At 36.0% G+C, this 20,732-nt stretch carries 12 protein-coding genes and 1 pseudogene; 3 read left to right on the forward strand and 10 right to left on the reverse strand.

Annotated elements, in window-relative coordinates; translation table 11 throughout:
- On the reverse strand, positions 1–7,501 hold a 7,501-nt coding region (locus ACJMML_RS04545), incomplete at its 3' end, for a Cna B-type domain-containing protein (RefSeq protein WP_405306197.1).
- A gap of 993 nt (positions 7,502–8,494) precedes the next feature.
- Here ACJMML_RS04545 and ACJMML_RS04550 point away from each other — a divergent pair.
- Positions 8,495–9,607 (forward strand): radical SAM protein, encoded by a 1,113-nt coding sequence (locus ACJMML_RS04550; protein WP_405306198.1) that lies wholly within the window; start codon positions 8,495–8,497, stop codon positions 9,605–9,607.
- Between the two features lie 206 nt (positions 9,608–9,813).
- Here the strand turns inward: ACJMML_RS04550 and ACJMML_RS04555 are convergent, their stop codons facing one another.
- The 3 genes and pseudogenes from ACJMML_RS04555 to ACJMML_RS04565 all read right to left on the reverse strand — a co-directional run bounded on the left by ACJMML_RS04555 (position 9,814) and on the right by ACJMML_RS04565 (position 12,909).
- Positions 9,814–10,341 carry an AAA family ATPase gene (locus ACJMML_RS04555; RefSeq protein WP_405306199.1) on the reverse strand — a complete coding sequence of 176 codons (528 nt, stop codon included), beginning with the start codon at positions 10,339–10,341 and terminating at the stop codon, positions 9,814–9,816.
- A gap of 89 nt (positions 10,342–10,430) precedes the next feature.
- A pseudogene (locus ACJMML_RS04560) lies at positions 10,431–11,195 on the reverse strand (ParA family protein); the annotation flags it as partial.
- 412 nt (positions 11,196–11,607) lie between these two features.
- Positions 11,608–12,909 (reverse strand): TrpB-like pyridoxal phosphate-dependent enzyme, encoded by a 1,302-nt coding sequence (locus ACJMML_RS04565; protein WP_405306200.1) that lies wholly within the window; start codon positions 12,907–12,909, stop codon positions 11,608–11,610.
- A 90-nt stretch (positions 12,910–12,999) separates the two neighbouring features.
- Here ACJMML_RS04565 and ACJMML_RS04570 point away from each other — a divergent pair, with 90 nt between their 5' ends.
- Together ACJMML_RS04570 and ACJMML_RS04575 are read left to right on the forward strand one after the other, a co-directional pair.
- A complete protein-coding gene (locus tag ACJMML_RS04570; RefSeq protein WP_405306201.1) occupies positions 13,000–14,028 on the forward strand; it encodes a DUF1786 domain-containing protein in 1,029 nt (342 codons plus the stop codon).
- A 5-nt stretch (positions 14,029–14,033) separates the two neighbouring features.
- On the forward strand, positions 14,034–14,693 hold the full coding sequence (locus tag ACJMML_RS04575) for a PHP-associated domain-containing protein (protein WP_405306202.1): 660 nt from the start codon (positions 14,034–14,036) through the stop codon (positions 14,691–14,693).
- Positions 14,694–14,699: 6 nt separating this feature from the next.
- Here ACJMML_RS04575 and albA read toward each other — a convergent pair whose 3' ends face one another.
- The 6 genes from albA to ACJMML_RS04605 form a co-directional block, all read right to left on the reverse strand.
- A complete protein-coding gene (albA, locus tag ACJMML_RS04580; protein WP_292600277.1) occupies positions 14,700–14,975 on the reverse strand; it encodes a DNA-binding protein Alba in 276 nt (91 codons plus the stop codon).
- Positions 14,976–15,282: 307 nt separating this feature from the next.
- Positions 15,283–16,818, reverse strand: a complete 1,536-nt coding sequence (locus ACJMML_RS04585) for a 2-isopropylmalate synthase (protein ID WP_405306203.1) — start codon at positions 16,816–16,818, stop codon at positions 15,283–15,285.
- Between the two features lie 45 nt (positions 16,819–16,863).
- Positions 16,864–18,066, reverse strand: coding sequence for a PQQ-binding-like beta-propeller repeat protein (locus tag ACJMML_RS04590; RefSeq protein WP_405306204.1), 1,203 nt, complete (start codon positions 18,064–18,066; stop codon positions 16,864–16,866).
- Between the two features lie 11 nt (positions 18,067–18,077).
- Positions 18,078–19,232, reverse strand: coding sequence for an ABC transporter permease (locus ACJMML_RS04595; RefSeq protein ID WP_405306205.1), 1,155 nt, complete (start codon positions 19,230–19,232; stop codon positions 18,078–18,080).
- Positions 19,219–20,265, reverse strand: a complete 1,047-nt coding sequence (locus tag ACJMML_RS04600; RefSeq protein WP_405306206.1) for an ATP-binding cassette domain-containing protein — start codon at positions 20,263–20,265, stop codon at positions 19,219–19,221. Before ACJMML_RS04600 ends, ACJMML_RS04595 begins: the two co-directional genes overlap by 14 nt.
- Positions 20,252–20,665, reverse strand: coding sequence for a PadR family transcriptional regulator (locus tag ACJMML_RS04605; protein WP_405306207.1), 414 nt, complete (start codon positions 20,663–20,665; stop codon positions 20,252–20,254). Before ACJMML_RS04605 ends, ACJMML_RS04600 begins: the two co-directional genes overlap by 14 nt.
- Between the last annotated feature and the right edge of the window lie 67 nt (positions 20,666–20,732).

Here is a 20,732-nt window from a genome sequence, read left to right on the forward strand (position 1 = left end):
CATACAATAAGACAGTCACATTAGCAGGTCTAACACCATCCTGATTATCATTATCAGTCCAAACTTTAACAACAGTAACATTAACCAACTCAACAATATGAGTGTTATTAATGGTCCAATTACCATTACCATCAGAAATGATAACAGCAGTATAATTACGCACCTCAGTCTCATTTACACGATAAACGATCTCAGTACCATTACTGAACTTAGGTAAACCTACAAAAGTATGAGTCCAATTATTAGCATCATTCAAAACAATTCTAAAAATGTTCACATCATCAGCAAACAATAAGACAGTCACATTAGCAGGTCTGACACCATCCTGGTTATCATTATCAGTCCAAACTTTAACAACAGTAACATTAACCAGCTCAATATCATGAGTGTTATTAATTAAAAAGTTATTGTTATCTCTGGTAATGATAGCAGTATAATTACGCACCTCATTCTCATTAACACGATATTCAACTAAACTACCATCAGCTCTAAACTTAATTAGATCTTCGAAAGTGTGTGTCCAATTATTAGTTTCATTCAAAATTATTTCACCAACTTGTGAATCGTCAGCGAACAACATTACAGTCACATTACGAGGTCTGATACCATCTTGGTCTTCATTGTCTGTCCAAACTTTGACAACAGTTATATTAACTAATTCTGTGTTAGTAATAGTCCAATTATAAAGAGTGCTATTAGTTACAACACTAATATAACCAGTTACATTAATTTCTCTAATAGTATATTTAATTCTTTCAGTACCATTGAAGACAGTCAAGTTAGTGAATGAATAAGTCCAATTATTAGCAACATTCAAAGTAGCGTTAGCAACGCTTACGCCATCACCAAACAACTCAACAGTAATATATTCAGGTCTAGTATTATCAGCATTATTACCATCATTCCAAATTTTAGTAACATTCACACTAGTAACGTAAGTATTGTCAATCACGAAGTCAGTAATGTTAACTATGTAATTTTCAACAGTAACTTCGCTAATAGTATAATTAATCCTGTCATTACCATTGAAGACAGTCAAGTTAGTGAATGAATAAGTCCAATTATTAGCAGCATTCAAAGTACCGTTTGCGACACTTACGCCATCACCAAACAACTCAACAGTAATATATTCAGGTCTAGTATTATCAGCATTATTACCATCATGCCAGATTTTGGTAACGTTAATATCAGTAACCAAAGTATTCACAATAGTAAATATGCCAGCAGGACTTTCAGTAATGTTAACAATATAATTATCAACAGTTAACTCACCAATTGTATAAACAACCTTTTCAGTATCATTAAAGATTGTCAAATTAGTGAAAGACCAAGTCCAATTATTAGCAGCATTCAAAACAGCAGTATCGATAGCAGTACCATTAGCTAACAACACAACAGTAATATTATCAGGCCTGGTATTATCAGCATTATTGCCATCATTCCAAATTTTAGTAACATTCACACTAGTTAAAGGAATATGAATATTAGTAATAGTTAAATTAACGGAATGATCACCAGTTATATTGGTTATTACAGTTGCATAACCATCAATTGGCACTTCTTCAATGGTATAATTAATTAAATTAATACCATCTTCATCATAGATTAATAAACCTTCGAAGGAATATGTCCAATTATTCTCGTCGGATAAAACTGTTTGATTTATTAAACCTGTGTCATTATACAAGAGAACGGTTACATTAGACGGCCTAATACCATCAAAGTTGTCATTATCATCCCAAACCTTAGTAACATTGATTGAGGATACATCAATAATCCTAATCCATGTTTGGTTTAAGATTTCTGTATAATAAGTAGTTCTGTAATAAACTGCTTGAATCAGGTATCTTCCAACAGGCAAATCATTGCGGATAAAAGATATACTACCAGAAATATCAGTTATATCAGATGGGTCCGGATAATCTCCTGCACCGATTTTGGTTATGGTATAATATATCGGTTGATTATCTTCTAAATCATCAAGATATATTTTTTCACCGTCATCACTGTTTTCAAATCCGATAACAGGAATTTCATCAGTATTGCTTGTTGTTTTGATGGTACGATTTCCATGATTATAGAACTCATAAGTTATGTTATTTATTGTAACATTACTTTGAGCGTCCTTATTATGGATAGCATTAGCAATATTGTCCCCACCTATATGCCAAATAGTTACCTCAATAGGTTCACCTACCATGTAAGTTGTACCCTTTTCAGGAAGTATTGGCAATGCGTAAGAGAGCGCTAAGTTGTCAAAGAAGTTTGAGTCATGGACTCTTAACTTAGAGTCTTGCACATAGATTGCAGATCCGTTTCCGTATTCTGCAGTGTTGTTATAGAAATTACCATCAACAGTTGCATCTGCGATATTTGATATGAAGAAAGCACCACCCATACCATAACCGTCATTGATGTCTCCCAATGCATGGTTACTATCGAATGTTGAGTTTGAAACCACTAGATCAGGAGCGTCATTGATATCTGCAAAACCACCTTTTAGAGCGGTGTTATTGAATGCATAGATATGGTCTAGATATAAATCTTCATCTACACTATATATTCCACCACCCATATATTCAGCATGATTTGATGAAATGTTGTTGTAGGCGAAATAACTGATTTCATCGCCAGTTTCTCCACTTACATATATTGCTCCACCTAAAGAGTCAGCATGATTATATGTAATATTATTGTTGTCAAATAATGAATCTGATCCAGATACGGCGATTCCTCCACCGAAAACACCATCATTGTAGGATATATTGTTTTCTGAGAATTCACAATCGTTTCCGGTAACATAGATTCCACCACCCATATTTGCAGTGTTGGATAAAATGTCATTATTGGCGATGTAACCATCATCACCTGAAATATAGATAGCTCCACCACCAAACTCGGCTTCATTATCGATAAATTCAGAATTTTTAATAACAAAATCGTTACCATGAACAGATGTTGAACCACCGTAATAATCGGCGGTGTTATTTCTGGATGTAACCTTGTCGAATGATGAGAAATTTCCATTGATGAATACCGCACCACCTTCGTCACCAGATATACAGTTTGAAAGGTTTAAATTAGTGAAATTACAATTGTTACCTTCGACATATAATCCTCCACCATATACAGTAGCAATATTATTGTCCAAGTTACAATTCTCAACAACGGTATTGTTACCTGCAATATAAGAGGAACCACCAAAATCAGCAGTGTTGTGAATGGAAGTAACATTGTTGAAAGTATTATTATCACCTATAACGTAAACAGCACCACCAAAAGCAGAAGCATTACAATTGGAAAGAGCTATATTTTCAAAGGTACCATTGTGACCTGAAACGGCTAATCCACCACCATTTTCAGTAGCAAAGTTATTGTCCAAGTTACAATTCCTAACAGTTGTTTCGTTACCCTCAATATATGAGGAACCTCCTTCTTGAGCAGTGTTGTGAATGGAAGTAACATTATCGAATAATGCTTTATTACCATTAACGTAAACAGCACCACCTTTAGTGCCTGCTCTGTTGTTGGATGCACTTACATTGATTATTTGAGAGCCTTCACCCCCACCAATGTCTAAAGCTCCACCTCTTAATTCTGCGGAGTTGTTGTCCAGGTTGGAATTTTGAACGGTTACATTACTACCACGGATGAATGCGGCACCTCCAAGATAAGCAGTGTTATTATTAGAGATAACATCGTCGAAAAGGATATTGTTACCTACAATATCGAATGCACCACCTAAACCGGACTCATCAGGCCTACTTGCGTTGAAGATAGCCTTATTGTTGTTCAACTCTCCGCCTCTAACGGTGACACTAGTACCGTTAATGAATGCGGCACCACCACGTTCAGCAGCGTTATTATCAGCAGTAATATTAGTCAATGTAGTACCTTTGGAATTAACGTAAATACCACCACCCATAAGACCTGCCCTATTGTTGGACACGCTTACATTTTCGATATTACAGTCATCACCTGCAATGTTAATACCACCACCACGTAAGGTAGCAGAGTTATTATCAAGGTTACAGTTCATAACTGTTACATTATCACCACGGATAAATGAAGAACCTCCACGATAAGCGGAGTTGTTGTTAGTGTGAACACCATCTACAAGGATTTTGTCACCTACAATGTCGAATGCACCACCTAAACCAGAAGCATCAGGATTGCTTTCGTTGAAGATAGCTATATTATTGTTCAATTCACCGCCTCTAACGATAATGTTGGTACCGTTAATGAATGCGGCACCACCACGTTCAGCAGTGTTATTGTCCGCAATAATATTGGTCAATGTAGTACCATTTGAATTAACATAAATAGCACCACCCATAAGGCCCGCTTTATTGTTGGATACCTCAACATTTTCTATTTTACAATTGTCTCCTGCAACATTTATACCTCCACCACGGAGGGTAGCGGTGTTGTTGTCCAAGATACAATCTTGTACGAGGGTATTGTTACCACGTACAAATGTTGATCCTCCACGATATGCGGTGTTGTTTAGGGAAGTGACGTTGATGAATTTACAGTCATTACCGAATACATCGATTGCACCACCGATACCGGAATTGTCAGGGTCGCTTTCATTGAAAATAGCTTTGTTATTACTGAATGTTGAATTTGAAACAGTAATGTTATCTCCTTCAATGAATACTGATCCTCCACGGGCAGCGGTGTTGTTGACTGAGTCAATTTCGTAAATGTTTAAATCACTTGATTTGATGTATATTGCTCCACCTTCTCTGTCTGCATGGTTATTGGAAACTTCAAGGTCATATACTTTACATTCTTTTCCTGCGATGTCGATTCCACCACCTCTACCGGAACCTGCAGTTCCGTTATAGAGTGCTTGGTTGTTATCTAAAGTACAGTTGTGAACTTCAGCATTGTCCCCTATAATAAAGGTAGAACCTCCTCTGGAAGCGGTGTTGTTAATGGATGTTACATTTCTAAATGTTGCATCATTACCTCTAACGTATACAGCACCTCCTTCGGCACCTGCATAGTTATCGGATACTTCAACATTATAAACAGTACAATTTTCACCTAAAATGTTTAGACCTCCACCACGCAAAGTAGCGTTGTTTCCGTCAAAAGTACAATCGTGAACAACAATGTTGTCACCTTCAATAAAGGTTGATCCACCAAGATTTGCAGAGTTGTCAATAGAGATAATATCAAAAATATCTAAATCATCGGATTTGATATAAATTGCTCCACCTTCATTATCCGCATAGTTGTTGGATACATCAATATCATAAACATGACAATTAGTACCAGCAAGGTCTAATCCACCACCTCTACCGGAACCATCGGTTCCATTGGAAAGCGCTTTATTACCATCTAAAGTACAGTTGGTTACATAAATATTGTCACCTTTGATAAATGTGGAACCTCCTCTTCTAGCAGTGTTGTTAATGGATGTTACGCCAGTAAATGTAGCATCATTACCTACAACATATACAGCACCACCATCGGTACCTGCAAAGTTATCAGACACTTCTACATTGTCAACAGTACACTCGTCACCGTAAACATCCAATCCACCACCGCGTAAGGTAGCGGAGTTATCGTCAAAAGTGGAATTTCTGATAGTTGTACGGTAACCACGGATAAATCCGGCACCACCACAATTAGCAGTGTTGTTGTTACAGGTTACTGTTAAAAGAGTACAATAGTCACCAACAACATCTATAGCACCACCTAAACCTACATTAGGATCTGCAGTGTTATTAGTGAATTCTGAATTGGCAATGTAGGTATTTTCACCTATGACATAAATACCTGCACCATTGATTGCATCGTTGTTGGTAAAGGTTGAATTGATAACTCTTGTATTTGAACCTTCGATGTATACTGTACCATTGATTGCAGAGTTACTATCCAAGGTTGAATTTTCAAAATGAGTGCCCCAACCATGAATGAAAACAGCACCACCATCATTTGAAGCAGAATTGTCCTCAAAGACAGTATTGAAAATTTTGGTATTATTACCATACACATAAACTGCACCTGCATTACCTGTAGGACTAATCAAGCCAACATCGGTTTGAGAACTACTTTGACCATTAGTTCTTGCACGATTATTTTTAAAGGTACAATTATCAATAGTCATATTGTTCCCTTCAATATTGTAACCCAGGAATGCATCATGCAAATATCTGATTCCACCAACCATAATAGCGGCACCTTCCCCACCAGTGTTATTAATGAATTCACTGTTTCTTATAATAACATTGTTGTGGCTTATTCCAAGTGCACCACCATATTCGGCTGATGATGAACAATTAATAAACTTACAGTTATCAAGCACTTGAGGTTCTGTAATATGGCTATCCCCTTCGTATTGACTTCCTGTGTAATTTCCATGTATATAAACTGCAAACCATCGAGAAGTAACATTGATAAAATTACAATTAGTTAAACTACTTGCAACGCGTTCGCCACCACCGGTGTATTCGTCTGAAATACAGAAAGCACCACCGTGATTAGCAGAACTTGTACCAATAAAGTTACAATCAACCAGTTTAGCACCGAAGAGTACACCTAACTGACCATGACCGTCGTCCATATTATGGTCACCTGAACCAGTATAAGTCTGACGACAGTTAGTGAAATTAACATTAGTAAATGGTACTGGTGTACGACTTACATAACATCCATATACGAAGAAAAGGTGCTCATATGACTCCAGATTATTAAAAACAACATTTGTCAAAGATCCACTGTTGAAACGAAACATTCTTCCTGCTGACCTTATATTTTCAAAAACAACGTTTTGTAAAGCAATACCAGAACTATTAGTAAATCCGCTATGGCCATCAATAGGATCAGTAGCTCGGGAACCAGAGAAAGTAAGTGCAATACCAGTATCACTAAATGTAGCCATTTGATTTGGATTCTGCTCAGTTCCTCCAACAATCCTAATATTCGAAATAGTTCTAATTTGACCCGCAGGAGCAGTCAGAGTAGCCCCACCAGAATAGGTTCTACCATCAAGATAGATTACATCTCCAGAGCGAGCACTAGTGATTGCATTCATTACATCCTGCACAGTATTACCAGCCACGTGTATCGCATCACCCAGCACAGGCTCATCATTACTAGCAGCAAGAATGGTTAAATCATTTCCAGCACCAAGTATTTCTAAACCATTTTCATCATTACTGGCACCAAGAATATCTAAGGTATTCGCAGCGCCTAGTTTTTCTACACTTTTTTCGTTTTCTACATCATTACTAGAACGCAATAAATGACTTTCATTATTAACTAAATCATTATTTTCGTTTCCACTTGTCTGAACTAACAAATCATCATTAGCTTCGTCAATAAAATCTACATTCTCATTTACAGCATCGATTGGATTTAGATCTGACAGCGAACTAAGTTCACCAGCATTTTCATATGTTAGATTTTCATTTGCGCACACAAACGAAATCGAAAATATCGTTAAAAATAGCATTAAAGTTAAAAACATATATCGCTTAAAACGCATAACATTCTCCTTTTAAACAACTTAATGCTGTTTAACTTCAATTTAATGAAATGTATTTGCTTTAATAATATAAATATTGTTTAACTTTAAATAATGAAAACTTTTTGCCCTTAATAATACAAATATAGAAAAAAACTTGAAATTTTGATACAATAAAGCACTCAAATAAGAACTTTATGTACCAATTGATATTATGATTTTTTGCATATATAAATGTTTATATTACATCCTGAAAATGAGATTTGAATATATTGTAAATAGTTAAAAAAAAAAGTAAATAACTAAAATCAGCCATATGAAAACCAAAGCAGGTTGATTTAAAATAACTGATTTGACTGAAAGCCAATACTATTCGGATATATAGTAATTAGTTATTTATGATTACTTATCATAGGATAAGGCCTATAATTCTCCCTATTTGAATCCAATTAAATAGGAAGTATGTTGATCTTTTTTTAATAGGTATATGTCCTATAACTGAACCATAATTGCTCATGGTTAAGACATGTGTCGAAAGCCTTTCGATAGGTTCCTAAATCAATAGAAAACTATCTAATTTCTGTTTTTTCAAATATTTAATACTATTTTTAAACAAATTTTTCATTAACATACATGTCCTAATCATATCTTCTATAATCCAAACACATATGCATATTAATTTATGATATATTGTATAATATAAAGGTTACTATTTTTATTTTGTTTTTATATATTGAAACAAATTTTTATATGAATAAAAAAATAAAAATTAACTTTATAAATTAAACAATTAGATATATATTTAAAATTTTTTAATAATATCATGTAATTATTATATTACTTTTTTTGTTCAAAAAATTTGTAAAAAATATGTTACATATTAAACAATATGTAATATTTATATTACATATTCACTTGATGTAAATAATATATTACATCTAATGACATACTTTTATACCCAGGATATAATTTCAAAAAGAATTGTTATTTAATATAAAATATATAATTATTAACATGACCACATTGGAAAAGATGAAAATCTTAACAGATTCTGCACAGTATGACCTTTGCGATTATGTCAGTCATAACAAAAGTTCGCAGATTAATTTGCCTGGAATTTACGAAGCAACAGGCCATGATGGATGTAAGATTCCTCTTTTTAAGACTCTTTTAACAAACAAATGTAAAAATGACTGCAAATATTGCATAAACCAATCCAAAAGAAATTTCACACGATTGGAACTGTCACCCGAAGAGCTTGCAAAGGCATTTCTCGGATACTATAACAGGGGAATTGTCAACGGTCTGTTTTTAAGCTCAGGAATCACAGGCGATGTGGACTCAACAATGGAAAAGGAAATAGAAACCATCAGACTTTTGAGAAAAAAATATGGTTATGACGATTATATACACTTAAAAGTGGTTCCAGGCGCCAGCCGGGACTCAATCAAAAGGGCAATGGCCCTTGCAAATAGGGTTAGTATAAACATCGAAGCTGCAACACCATCAGGCCTTGCAGAACTATCCTCAACTAAGGACTACAACAAGGACATACTTAAAAGGTTATCATGGATCAACAGATACCAGCATAAAAGCACGACTTATCCCAATTCCACACATACAACCCAACTTATTGTCGGTGCGAATGATGAAAGTGACAGGGAAATACTCAGTAGAATGGAAAAAATCTACAAAAATTCGGAATTGAAACGAACTTATTTTTCAGCATTTACTCCAATTGAAGAAACAGAATTTGCAAATAAAGAGGCATGCTCAACTGACAGAACCTCAAAGTTATACAATGCCGACAGTCTGCTTAACGATTACCACTATAATGTCAAAGAGCTGGTATTTGACGATAATGACAATCTATTGTTGAATCAGGATCCTAAAATACTGGCCGCAAAAAATATGAATATATTTCCGGTAGAAATAAATTCAGCACCACTGATAGAATTGATACGGGTTCCAGGCATCGGTGTAAAATCTGCAAAGCAGATAATTTCTATTCGAAAAAAAACACCATTCTCAAATAAAGAACAGCTTAGGAAATTGGGTGTTGTAGTTGACAGAGCGGAACCATATATCAAAATAAGCGGTGAATATCAGACTACTTTTGATTTTTAAATTTTTTATAAGAGTAAATTATAATATAATGGATTATTGTTAAAATAAATATTCATGAAATCAATTAAAATAATAGAAAAAAATAGCATATCAAATATATATTGTAAAATATATTAAGTATAATTTCAAGTGAAAAATAGATTCTTGAGAACAATTTCAAGTGCAAAATAATATATTAAAAAAAGTGAATTATATTTGATAATATACTAGTCATCATCAAATAATGCCCAAATTTCAGGGTATTTTTTAGAAACGGCCTCATCAATCAAAATAGAAGCCTCTTTTGAAATACTGAATTCGGGTTCGGTTTTTCTTAAATATCTCAATACAGCTGAAGATCTTGAAGACCATAAAGTGATTCTTGGATTTTTGTCAACAATCTTTTTAACATCATCTATGTGTTCCTTCTGGATTTGGATTTCTGATGATGTTTGTACACTTTCTTCGCCACTTTCAACGCCAGATAACTCTTCGGATGAGTCATCAGTTTCCTCATTTTCCATGCCTTCTTCAACATCTGTATCATCACTTTCAGTTTCTTCTTCTGGAGTTAATTCATCTTCAACTTCAGTTTCCTCTTTAGAAGTTACATCATCAACAACGTCTTCAACAGTAGTCTCCTCTTCTTTTAACATATCCTCAAGGGACTGAGGGGAATTACTGTCAAAATCCTCATTATAAAAATCAGGCGGAATTAAAGAGTCTAACCCTTTTCCAAGACCTTTTCTAGGCATTATCTACCCCTCCCAGTCTTATTGGAATTTCTATTTAATTCAGCTTTAGCTTTAATATTTGTCTTGGCATCGCTCAAATTAACATTTTCATCCCTTTGGATAATTTCCTTTGCCAATTTAAGATAAGCTTTTGTTCCAGTACTTTCAGGATCATAAACAAGACAAGGCTTTCCATAACTAGGAGCCTCAGCCAATCTGATATTTCTTGGAATAACAGTTTTAAATAATAAGTTTGATTCGCCAAAGTAGCTTTTAAGCTCTTTGTAAACGTCTTTGCTAAGCCTAGTTCTCTTATCATATAGAGTGAGGAGAATTCCTTTAATTGGAGTGGGACTTCTAAGCCTTTGTTCGACTAACTTTATAGTATTAATCAAATCAGCTACGCCTTCTAGTGCATAATACTCAGCTTGGATAGGTATTAAAACGCTATCGGAAGCTACTAATGCATTGACTGTTATGACACCTAATGAAGGAGGTAAATCAATGAAAATGTAATCAAATAACGGTACGACATCCTTAAGAGTTTCCTTCAAGATAATATGGTAATTTTCTCTACTGGAAAGCTCCATACCGGCACCACTGAGGGATATATTACTTGGGATAATAAACAAATTTTTAATAAACGTAGGAATTGTTGCTTTTTTTACATTTATATCCCCAATGATGGCATCGTATATTGTATTTTCTATTTTAGTTTTATCAATGCCAAAGCTTGTAGTAGCATTGGCCTGAGGATCCATATCGACCACTAAAACAGACTTGCCCATTACCGCTAGAGATGTTGCAGTATTCACAACAGTTGTTGTTTTACCACAGCCCCCTTTTTGATTCATCACTGCAATTACTTCACTCATTAAAGAATTCTCCTATATCTGATAAGTTTTAAGTTACCAGTTATGAATTATAACTTAAAATTTCAAAGCTCTAAAGAATAACAATTAAGTTATCCAGTATAAGTTAAAAGGATTAAGTTATTCCTTTTAAATTAAAACTTAAAGGAAATAACTTATCAGTTCCAACTTCTAAGGGATAGGAAATAAGGTTTAAGTTAGAACTTCTAAATTATAAAAAATAAGTTTTAAGAAATAACTTATCATAACTAACTTTTAACAAATAAGTTATATTTTATAACTTCTTCCTTATAAAGTATTTGTTTTCACAAATAACTTATTAGTTATTTATTAACACTTATAACTTATAACTAATAATAAAAACATGATAAGTTATAACTTATAACTAAAAAAATTTAAAAAAAATAAGAAAGGATTATTTAGCATTTTGCATGGTTCCGTCAAAATAGCTAGCATATCCTTTTAAATCCAACATTCCATGACCAGAGAAGTTCAAGACAATAGTTTTCTCTTCGCCAGTCTGTTTACATTTCAATGCCTCATCTATTGCAGCCCTAATTGCATGAGTGGTCTCAGGAGCTGGAACAATACCCTGATTCCTAGCAAATGTGATACCAGCATCGAAACAGTCCTTCTGATGAACTGATCTAGGTTCAATATAACCTTCTTTGGTTAAAAGTGAAACAATAGGTGACATACCGTGGTATCTTAAGCCTCCTGCATGAACTGAAGGGGCAACAAAGTCATGTCCCAAGGTGAACATCTTAAGCATTGGAGTAAATCCGTTGGAATCTCCAAAATCATAATCGTAAGTTCCTTCTGTTAAGGTAGGACAAGCGCTAGGTTCAACTGCAATAAATTGGGTGTCTGAATTGCCGTCAATCTTGTCCTTGATGAATGGGAACAGTGATCCAGCAAAGTTACTTCCTCCACCTGCACAGGCAATCATTACATCCGGAGTCTCTTCAGCAATCTCAAGCTGTGTCTTCAATTCCTGACCGATGACGGTTTGGTGAAGCATAACATGATTCAGTACACTGCCTAAGGAATATTTCACTTCGTCATTTTGTAAAGCCTCTTCCATAGCTTCGGAAATTGCAACTCCCAATGAACCTGGATGGTCAGGATTGTCAGCAAGGACCTGGCGTCCGACTTCAGTATTTTCACTAGGGGAGGCAAATACATTAGAACCGTAAATGTCCATGATGTTTTTCCTGTCCGGCTTTTGGTTGAATGACACCTTAACCATATATACAGTACATTCGATGTCAAGCAAATTACATGCTAGGGACAATGCAGTACCCCATTGGCCTGCGCCGGTTTCGGTAGTCAATCTTTCAACACCTTCCTTTTTAGCAAAATAAGCTTGAGGAATAGCTGAATTCAACTTGTGTGAGCCGGTTGGTGAAGAGTCTTCCCTTTTGAAATAGATTTTTGCAGGAGTATTAAGATATTCCTCCAATTTATTGGCTCTGACCAATGGAGAAGGTCTTCCCATTTCCATATATAATTCTCTAACTTCTTTTGGTATAGTGACATAACGATCTGTTGCAAATTCCTGTTCAAGGCCAGCTTTGGTGAAAGCTAATTGTAAAGCTGAAATTTGGTCTTTTCCTTCACTGTTTTTAGGAGCAGGAAGTGGAACAGGCAAATCAGCAAGCATATTATACCATTGCTTTGGCACTTCATCTGATGATAATTCAATTTTGTAAGTCATAATAATACTTACATTAATGTACTATATAAAGCTTTGTTGTACAAAAATGTACACTTTAATTATTAATATCATAAAAAACAATTTAAAATCATGAGAATTTTAGCAATTGATGTCGGAACCGGAACACAGGACATAATGATATATGATACCGAAAAGGAACTGGAAAACTCAATCAAACTAGTTCTGCCCTCTCCACACCTATACATATCCCAACAGATAAGGGAAATCGAAAACGACCTTTACTTTACTGGAGAGATAATGGGCGGAGGAAAAATAAAGAAAAGCCTATTGGAACATATGGAAAAGGGATACAAGGTAGTGATGGAACCGACATGCGCAAAGACAATTCGAGACAATATCGAACAGGTCAAGTCCCTGGGTATAGAAATTGCAGATGAAAACAAAGACTACAAGGACTATACAAAAATAAAAATGGGCGACATCAATATAAAAAAGCTATCTGAATTTTTATTGGGTTATGACCTTGATTTTGATTTCGATGAAATAGCTATAGCGGTGCAGGATCACGGCTATAATGAAAACATGGGCGACAGGGACTTCAGATTTGAAAAGATAAGGGAAAAGGTGTCACACCCAATTTCTCCATTGGAATTCGGATTCAAGGAGGAGATGCCTGACTACTTTACAAGAATGCAGGCTGTCAGAAGGCAGATTAAGGATGAAGGCATAGAGAAGTTGCCGTTGGTAATGGATACCAAGTTCGCATCAATTGCAGGAATGTGCTATGACGAAGTGGCAAGCAAACTTAATAGCTTTATAGTAATTGATATCGGAAACGGCCACACAACAGCCGCATCAATAGAAAACGGAAAGATACAGGGAGTATTTGAACATCACACCTCAAGCCTCACCGGCGAATCACTTGAAAGATACATCAAAAGGTTGGCCTCCGGTGAGATTACCCATGAGGAAGTTCATGAAGACTTTGGACACGGAGCACATGTTCTAAACCCTATATCTGAAATAGAAAAGGTAATAGTCAGCGGCCCAAAAAGGGAACTGATTGAAAAGACCAATCTTGACTGGCATCATGCGGCTCCTGGAGGAGATGTGATGATGACAGGAACCATAGGATTAATCAAAACTATACAAGGATAGATAATATGCTTAAGATGGACTCCCACATTCACAGCGAATATTCCCCTGACTCACATTCAAAAATTGACGATATTTTAACAACAGCACAAAAAAGGGATATTGACATAATAGCCATAAGCGACCACAATACCGTAGACGGAACAACTGAAGTTTTAGCTAAAACAAGAAATACAGATATATTGGCAATACCATCTATAGAAATTTCATCAACACTTGGCCATATTCTTGGTTTTGGGTGTGAGGAAAATATACCTCGTGACCTTTCACCTCAAGATACTATCGACAGAATTCATGATTTAGGGGGTCTTGCAATTATACCTCACCCATTCTGTTTTTACCGCCACGGGCTCCTATGCAAAATTGATCCAAAGGAACTTAAAATCGATGCAATAGAGACAAAGAATGCAAGATTCATTATAGGATACTGTAACAATAAGGCAAAAAATTTAGCAAAAACTGAAAATATTCCCACATTAGGTGCAAGCGATGCACACTATTGGAAATTTGTTGGCGACTGCTTTAGTCTGATCGATTGTGAAAAGGATATTGACAGTATCCTAAAAGCAATACGCAAAGGAAAAGTAGAAGCAAAAGGAAAAGGAACATCAAATATATTGCTTTCCAAATACCTTTTTGATAAAAATGTTTTAAAGAAATTTGATTAAAAAGAGCTATTCACTCTTTTCAATTAAAATTTCTATAATAGAAACGTTTGTTTTTTCATTGTTGAAATTTTCAATTTCTTCAGTAGAAATTTGAATGTCAGTAACATCCGCTTCTGGAACAAACCTATTTCTTACAATTTCAGCAGCATCAACAGCACGACTGATAGCTTTTCCTCTAGCTCTTAAAAGAACGCTATCTGATCCCTCGTTAAATTGTGTAACAACTGCTAAAACATAATTCATAACAGGTTTGCTACCTACAAAAATTGTATTATTCTCCATGATAATTTCACCATATTAAACTTTAGATATTAATGTATATAAAATTTTACATAAAATTTGCATAATAAATATAAACAGTAAAATAAAAAAAATGGAATATATAAAAAATAAAAAAAGAAATAAATATAAAATATTGAACAATTAATATGCAAATAAAAAATAAATAAAAAAATAAATAATAAATAGAAAATCTACTAAACTTTTTCATAATATTTCAATTAATCTATAATAATAAAATAATAATTTGTAAAATAAAAATTACAAATAAACTAAAAAAATAAACAAAAAAGAAAATATTAAAAAAAATTTAATAATTTGTTCGATAAATTACCAACAATTTATTGATTGAATCCAAAACAGCCAATATACTTGCCATGACTATGTCCTGATTGATGGACCTTCCGGTAGATTTATTGCCATCAGGATCAGAACAAATCACAAATACGTCAGCCAGTGCATCGGTACCGCCGTTAATAGCCTCAAGATTATATTCTTCAAGCTCTATATGAAGAGTATCCTCAATCAAAGCACTAATAGCATTTAATGCAGCATCAACCGGCCCGACACCTGTACTTGCAGTTTCCTTTTCCACACCATCGATTGCAAGCTTAACTGTAGCGGTTGGAGAAACATTAGCACCCATTGAAATACTCATACCCCTAATTTCAATTGGGGTTTCACGAGCTGAAGCGAGTTCGGTAATGGCAATAGCCACCAAATCATCATCAGTGACACATTTACCACTGTCACCTAAAGATTTTATTTCATTGAAAACCTTATAGAATTGTTCATCAGTTAAATCAATGTGATATTCCTTTAATTTAGACTTTAAAGCGTTAGCGCCTGTATGTTTGCCCAACACGATACGTCTGGAATGGCCAACCATTTCAGGTGAAATCGGTTCATAAGTAGATGAGTTGTTCAGTATGCCATGAACATGAATTCCGGATTCATGAGCAAAAGCGTTATCCCCAACAATCGGCTTGTTGACAGGCATCTTTACACCAGTCAAACGGCCCACCAAATTGGACAGGCTATATAATCGGGTGGTATCCAAGCCCAAATCAACATTATAAGCTGACTTCAAAGTCATAACAAGCTCTTCAAGAGAACAGTTACCGGTCCTCTCACCCAAACCGTTGACTGTAACGTGTGCCTGATTGGCCCCGCATTCGATAGCTGTCAGAGTGTTTGCGGTAGCAAGTCCGAAATCATTATGGAAATGTACACTAATAGGAATTGAGAAGCTTTCCTTTATATCGGTTATTAATTCACGTGTCATGATTGGAGTCAAAATGCCGACAGTATCAGGAACGTCTAAAAAATCAGCCCCGGCATCAATTACCTGGCTGAAGACATCATATAGAAAACCCTTTTCGGTTCTGGTAGCGTCCTCAGCGGAAAACTCAACTGTCAATCCATGGTCTTTAGCATATTCCACAGTTTCAACTGCCTTTGTGATGATTTCTGATTTGGACATTTTCAGCTTATAATCACGATGCAAAGGAGAGGTTCCGATAAATGTATGTATATAGTCCAAATCCGCATCCAAAACAGCATCTACATCCACTGTCAAAGATCTTGAAAGTCCTACCAAAGTCGAATCCAAATCCAAAGCCTTGATTTTTCGGGCAGACTCTATTTCGCCTTTTGATGAAGCCGGAAAGCCGACTTCAATCTTGTCAACCCCTAAATTGTTGAGCTTTTGAGCAATCTGGATTTTTTCATCAACTGTCAGTGCTACACCGGGAGTCTGTTCACCATCCCTTAGAGTAGTGTCGAAAATATATATTTTTTCCGCTAGATTCATGTTTTCATTTCTTAAAGTTTCGATATTCTGCATCGCATCCCCCATTTAAGATTTAAAAAATAAGGTTAATAAGGTTAATTATTTGCGACCCTTAACCTTAAATACAACAACAATAGCTACAATCATAAGAACAATTAAAACTCCTAATGAATAATACAGTTGCATAGAGCCTGGAACTTCATATTTTTCAATATTCAATGAATATAGACTGCCTGAATCATCCCCGAACATCAGGGTGTTACCGTTTATAACCGGTGAGGATTTAATTGGGGAATTAAATAAAATAGTACCAGGATTGTATGTAAACTCTTCGGCACCGGTATACTTATTCAAAACATAGAGGTTACCGTTATTGGAGCCGAATGCAAGCAAATTGTCTTTTAGAGCAGCTGTTGTTTGAATCTTGTCACCTACCTGATGGGACCATTTTACGATACCGTCACGGATATCAAGACATGTTAAGTTTCCCTCATCACTGCCTATATAGACGCTGTTGTCATGCTCGTCAACAGTCGGGGAGGATATTACCTTATTGCTCAGGTCCTTTTTCCAGACCAGTCCTCCATCGGATTCTTTTAAGCAATAGATGTTGCCGTCGCTTGAACCGAAGATAACTGTTTCATTCACATAGCTTGGAGAGGATAATATTTCATCGCCGGTGGTGAACTCCCAGTTTGTAGACTTGTCGGTGTCTATGCTGTATAATTTGGAATTTGTTGAACCGATAAATATTGTATCGTTTACGACAATAGGAGATGATTTAAGCTCCCCATCAAGTTTTTTGTTGAATTCAACCTTTCCATCACTGTTAAGTCCATATAAATGTCCGTCGTCACTTCCAAAGTAAATAACATCATCATGATAAAATGGGGTTGATGCCACATTGTTGCAGTCATAATCCCAAATGATTTCGTGAGAGTTGATGTTTACCGCTTTCAGGCCGTCTTCACAGCCTATGTACAATCTGTTCTTATGTACAATAGGTGAGGAATTTGTAGGAGATCCCAAATCCAAATCCCATTCCTCTTCTCCTGTTTGCATATCAACGGCTTTTAGGATGCCGTCGGTTGATACGATATATACATAATCACCGTAGATTGCAGGGGATGAATGGATTGGAGATCCCATACTGTATGTCCACAGATTAGTTACGAAATCAGAATTTTCTTCCCTATAAGCATTATGGTCAACGTCTCCAGCAAATGAATCCCAATTTGCAGCGGCTATTGGAGACAGACACAAAAGCGCTATAATAAGCCCCATTAATAATTTTTTATACATTTCAAAACCTCCTATACATCCCTGTTAAATCGTTTTACTCCAATGATAAAGAATAAAACTGTAAATCCTAAAAGCACGACTAAATCGAGCCATACATCACCTAAAGTTTGGCCTTTAAGCATTATTCCCCTCATTGCATCATTCAAATATGTCAATGGGAAAATGTAAGCCAACTTCTGTAAAATCCAAGGCATTGTCTCAATCGGATAGAACACACCTGAAACAAACATCATAGGCATTGAGAACGGCAGGGATATCTGTGCATAATCCTCCTGGGTCTGTGTCCTTGCGGAAAGCATGATTCCAAATCCGACAAAACACAATGCCCCAATGACTAAAACGATGAATGTCTGAAGGAATCCTCCCTTGATGCTCACATTAAATAACAATACCGCCATGAATATCAGTATCAGCGCCCGTACAAGCTCAATCAATAGTTTTGCTGCAATCTTTCCTCCGATAACTGTGGAAACGGATGTCGGTGTCATGAACAGTCTTGCAAGCTCACCGGTTTCACGCTCACCTGCAATGGTTGCACCCATTCCCATCATACAGCTCATCATGATTGTCATTCCCAAAATTGCAGGAACCAAAAAGTCGATGTACTTGATATTTCCATAAATACGATTGATGTGAAGGCTTATGTCATCCTTGAAGTTGTCGAGGGAATGTGAAATGCTTGGCTCGATATTCGCATCCTGAGTGGAAACGCTAGTCTGTGAAGCAACCATATTTGAAATCCTGTAGAATATTCCCTGAGTTGATGATTCAATAATCTGTGAAGCCATCTGGTCTGACGAATCAATGTAAAGCGTTACTCCCTTCTGCTGAGTCGTATCCTTATCATAATCAGAAGGCAATATTATTGCTGCCTTAACTTCGCCCGATTCAACACGCTGCTTTCCCTCATCCAAACTGTCAATGACCTCAACGACATGATATGTTTCGGTTGACTTTATGGTGTCCAAAGTCAAATCGGTCAAGTCGCCGTCTGACTGTGACACTACAACAATAGGCAGGTCAGTCATTTCCCCACCCATTCCATAACCAAAGAGCAGAATCATGATTATCGGAAAGGCAAGGATAGAAACCAATCTTGCAGGGTGCCTTTTAAGTGAAATCAGTTCCTTTTTAATCATCCACCAGAATTTCTTAGGCTCGATCATCTTCATTCACCTCTGATGTTGATTTTATAAACACATCCTCCAATGACGGCTCTTCAGTGTAAATAGAAGTGATTATTCCGCCTGAGGAAATGATATCATTCAATACATTCTGAACGGCCATATCATCAAAGCTGTCAATTCTCAAATTAATACGGCCGTTGTGAGCCACTTCAACGCTTTTTACATTATCAGACTGGGAAATTGTCTCAATAATTTCCTCGTCCTGATTTTTCAAAAGCACTGACATCTTCTTTAAGCTGAGATTTTCCAAATCCTCTTTTTGTGAATCGGAATCCTCACTTTCATCGGAAATTTTGCTTAAGGCATCGGTGAGATCCTGCTTGTTGCTTTCCAGAAGAGCATCCTTAAGCCCTTGAGGAGTGTCGTAAGCGACTAAATTACCAGTATTGATGATTCCCACATTGTCACAAAGCATATCCACCTCATGCATGTCGTGGGAGCATAAAATTATTGTGTGACCGTTGTCGTTTAATTCTCTTATCAAATCCCAAAGGGTTCGTTTGGTGGTAGGGTCTAGCCCGATTGTTGGCTCATCCAGAAACAGGATGTCCGGCCTGTGAACGAGACTTGCCACAAGGGAAGCCTTTTGCTTTTGGCCTCCTGAAAGCTGACCGACACGCTTGTCCTTTGCATATTTGATGTCAACAAGCTCCATCAAATCTTCAATTCGTGAATCACGCTCGTCCTGAGGCACACCATAATAGTCTGCACACAACTGTGAGTTTTCCATTACTGTCAAATCCTTATACAGGCTAACCTGTTGAGGAACCATTCCCAGAAGGTTTCGCACCTCATCGGGATTTTCCTGAACGTCATATCCTCCAACAGTAGCTTTGCCGGAAGTGGGCTGAATCAAGCAAGTGAGCATCTTGATTGTGGTTGTCTTGCCTGCCCCATTCGGACCCAACATGCCAAAAATACTTCCTTTTGGAATTTCCAAGTTAAGAGAATTAACCGCAGTAAAGTTATTGTTGTAGACTTTTGTCAGATTTCTAGTTTCAATTGCGTTCATTGTTAATCTCCATTCCTGTCATGTCTTTGAAAAAATTCATCCAGGAGGGATTATCCAAGATAACATTCATATGAGCCTGCATTTCATTCAGGAACTGCTGCCCATCTTCGGTTATTGAATAATATTTTACCCTTTTGTTGTTTTCGTTGACTTTCCATTCCCCAATAATTAATCCTTGATCCTCCATTTTGGACAATATCGGATATATTTTGCTTGAATTGATTTTCATGTCACATTTGGAATTTTCAAAGCTGAAAAATTCATCCAGCTTTTTCATGATTCCATAGCCATGAATATTCTCCTTTGAAATAATCCACAAAATCAGCTTATGGATTATTCCATTGGTAAAATGCTTGAGGAACTTTTCATGAGTTTTTTCAAAATCTTTTTCGTCTGTCATATTTCACCATATGTCAATTTTTGATATATGTTAACATTTATTATATTTGCATTACCAATATTTAAAT

The organism is Methanobrevibacter sp. (assembly GCF_045130115.1).
Taxonomy (GTDB): Archaea; Methanobacteriota; Methanobacteria; order Methanobacteriales; family Methanobacteriaceae; genus Methanocatella.

Bases quoted from the DNA above. Each gene is read 5' to 3' on its own strand.
- ACJMML_RS04550 (WP_405306198.1), top strand. From the start codon at position 8,495: ATGACCACATTGGAAAAGATGAAAATCTTAACAGATTCTGCACAGTAT.
- ACJMML_RS04555 (WP_405306199.1), bottom strand. From the start codon at position 10,341: ATGCCTAGAAAAGGTCTTGGAAAAGGGTTAGACTCTTTAATTCCGCCT.
- ACJMML_RS04565 (WP_405306200.1), bottom strand. From the start codon at position 12,909: ATGACTTACAAAATTGAATTATCATCAGATGAAGTGCCAAAGCAATGG.
- ACJMML_RS04570 (WP_405306201.1), top strand. From the start codon at position 13,000: ATGAGAATTTTAGCAATTGATGTCGGAACCGGAACACAGGACATAATG.
- ACJMML_RS04575 (WP_405306202.1), top strand. From the start codon at position 14,034: ATGCTTAAGATGGACTCCCACATTCACAGCGAATATTCCCCTGACTCA.
- albA (WP_292600277.1), bottom strand. From the start codon at position 14,975: ATGGAGAATAATACAATTTTTGTAGGTAGCAAACCTGTTATGAATTAT.
- ACJMML_RS04585 (WP_405306203.1), bottom strand. From the start codon at position 16,818: ATGCAGAATATCGAAACTTTAAGAAATGAAAACATGAATCTAGCGGAA.
- ACJMML_RS04590 (WP_405306204.1), bottom strand. From the start codon at position 18,066: ATGTATAAAAAATTATTAATGGGGCTTATTATAGCGCTTTTGTGTCTG.
- ACJMML_RS04595 (WP_405306205.1), bottom strand. From the start codon at position 19,232: ATGATCGAGCCTAAGAAATTCTGGTGGATGATTAAAAAGGAACTGATT.
- ACJMML_RS04600 (WP_405306206.1), bottom strand. From the start codon at position 20,265: ATGAACGCAATTGAAACTAGAAATCTGACAAAAGTCTACAACAATAAC.
- ACJMML_RS04605 (WP_405306207.1), bottom strand. From the start codon at position 20,665: ATGACAGACGAAAAAGATTTTGAAAAAACTCATGAAAAGTTCCTCAAG.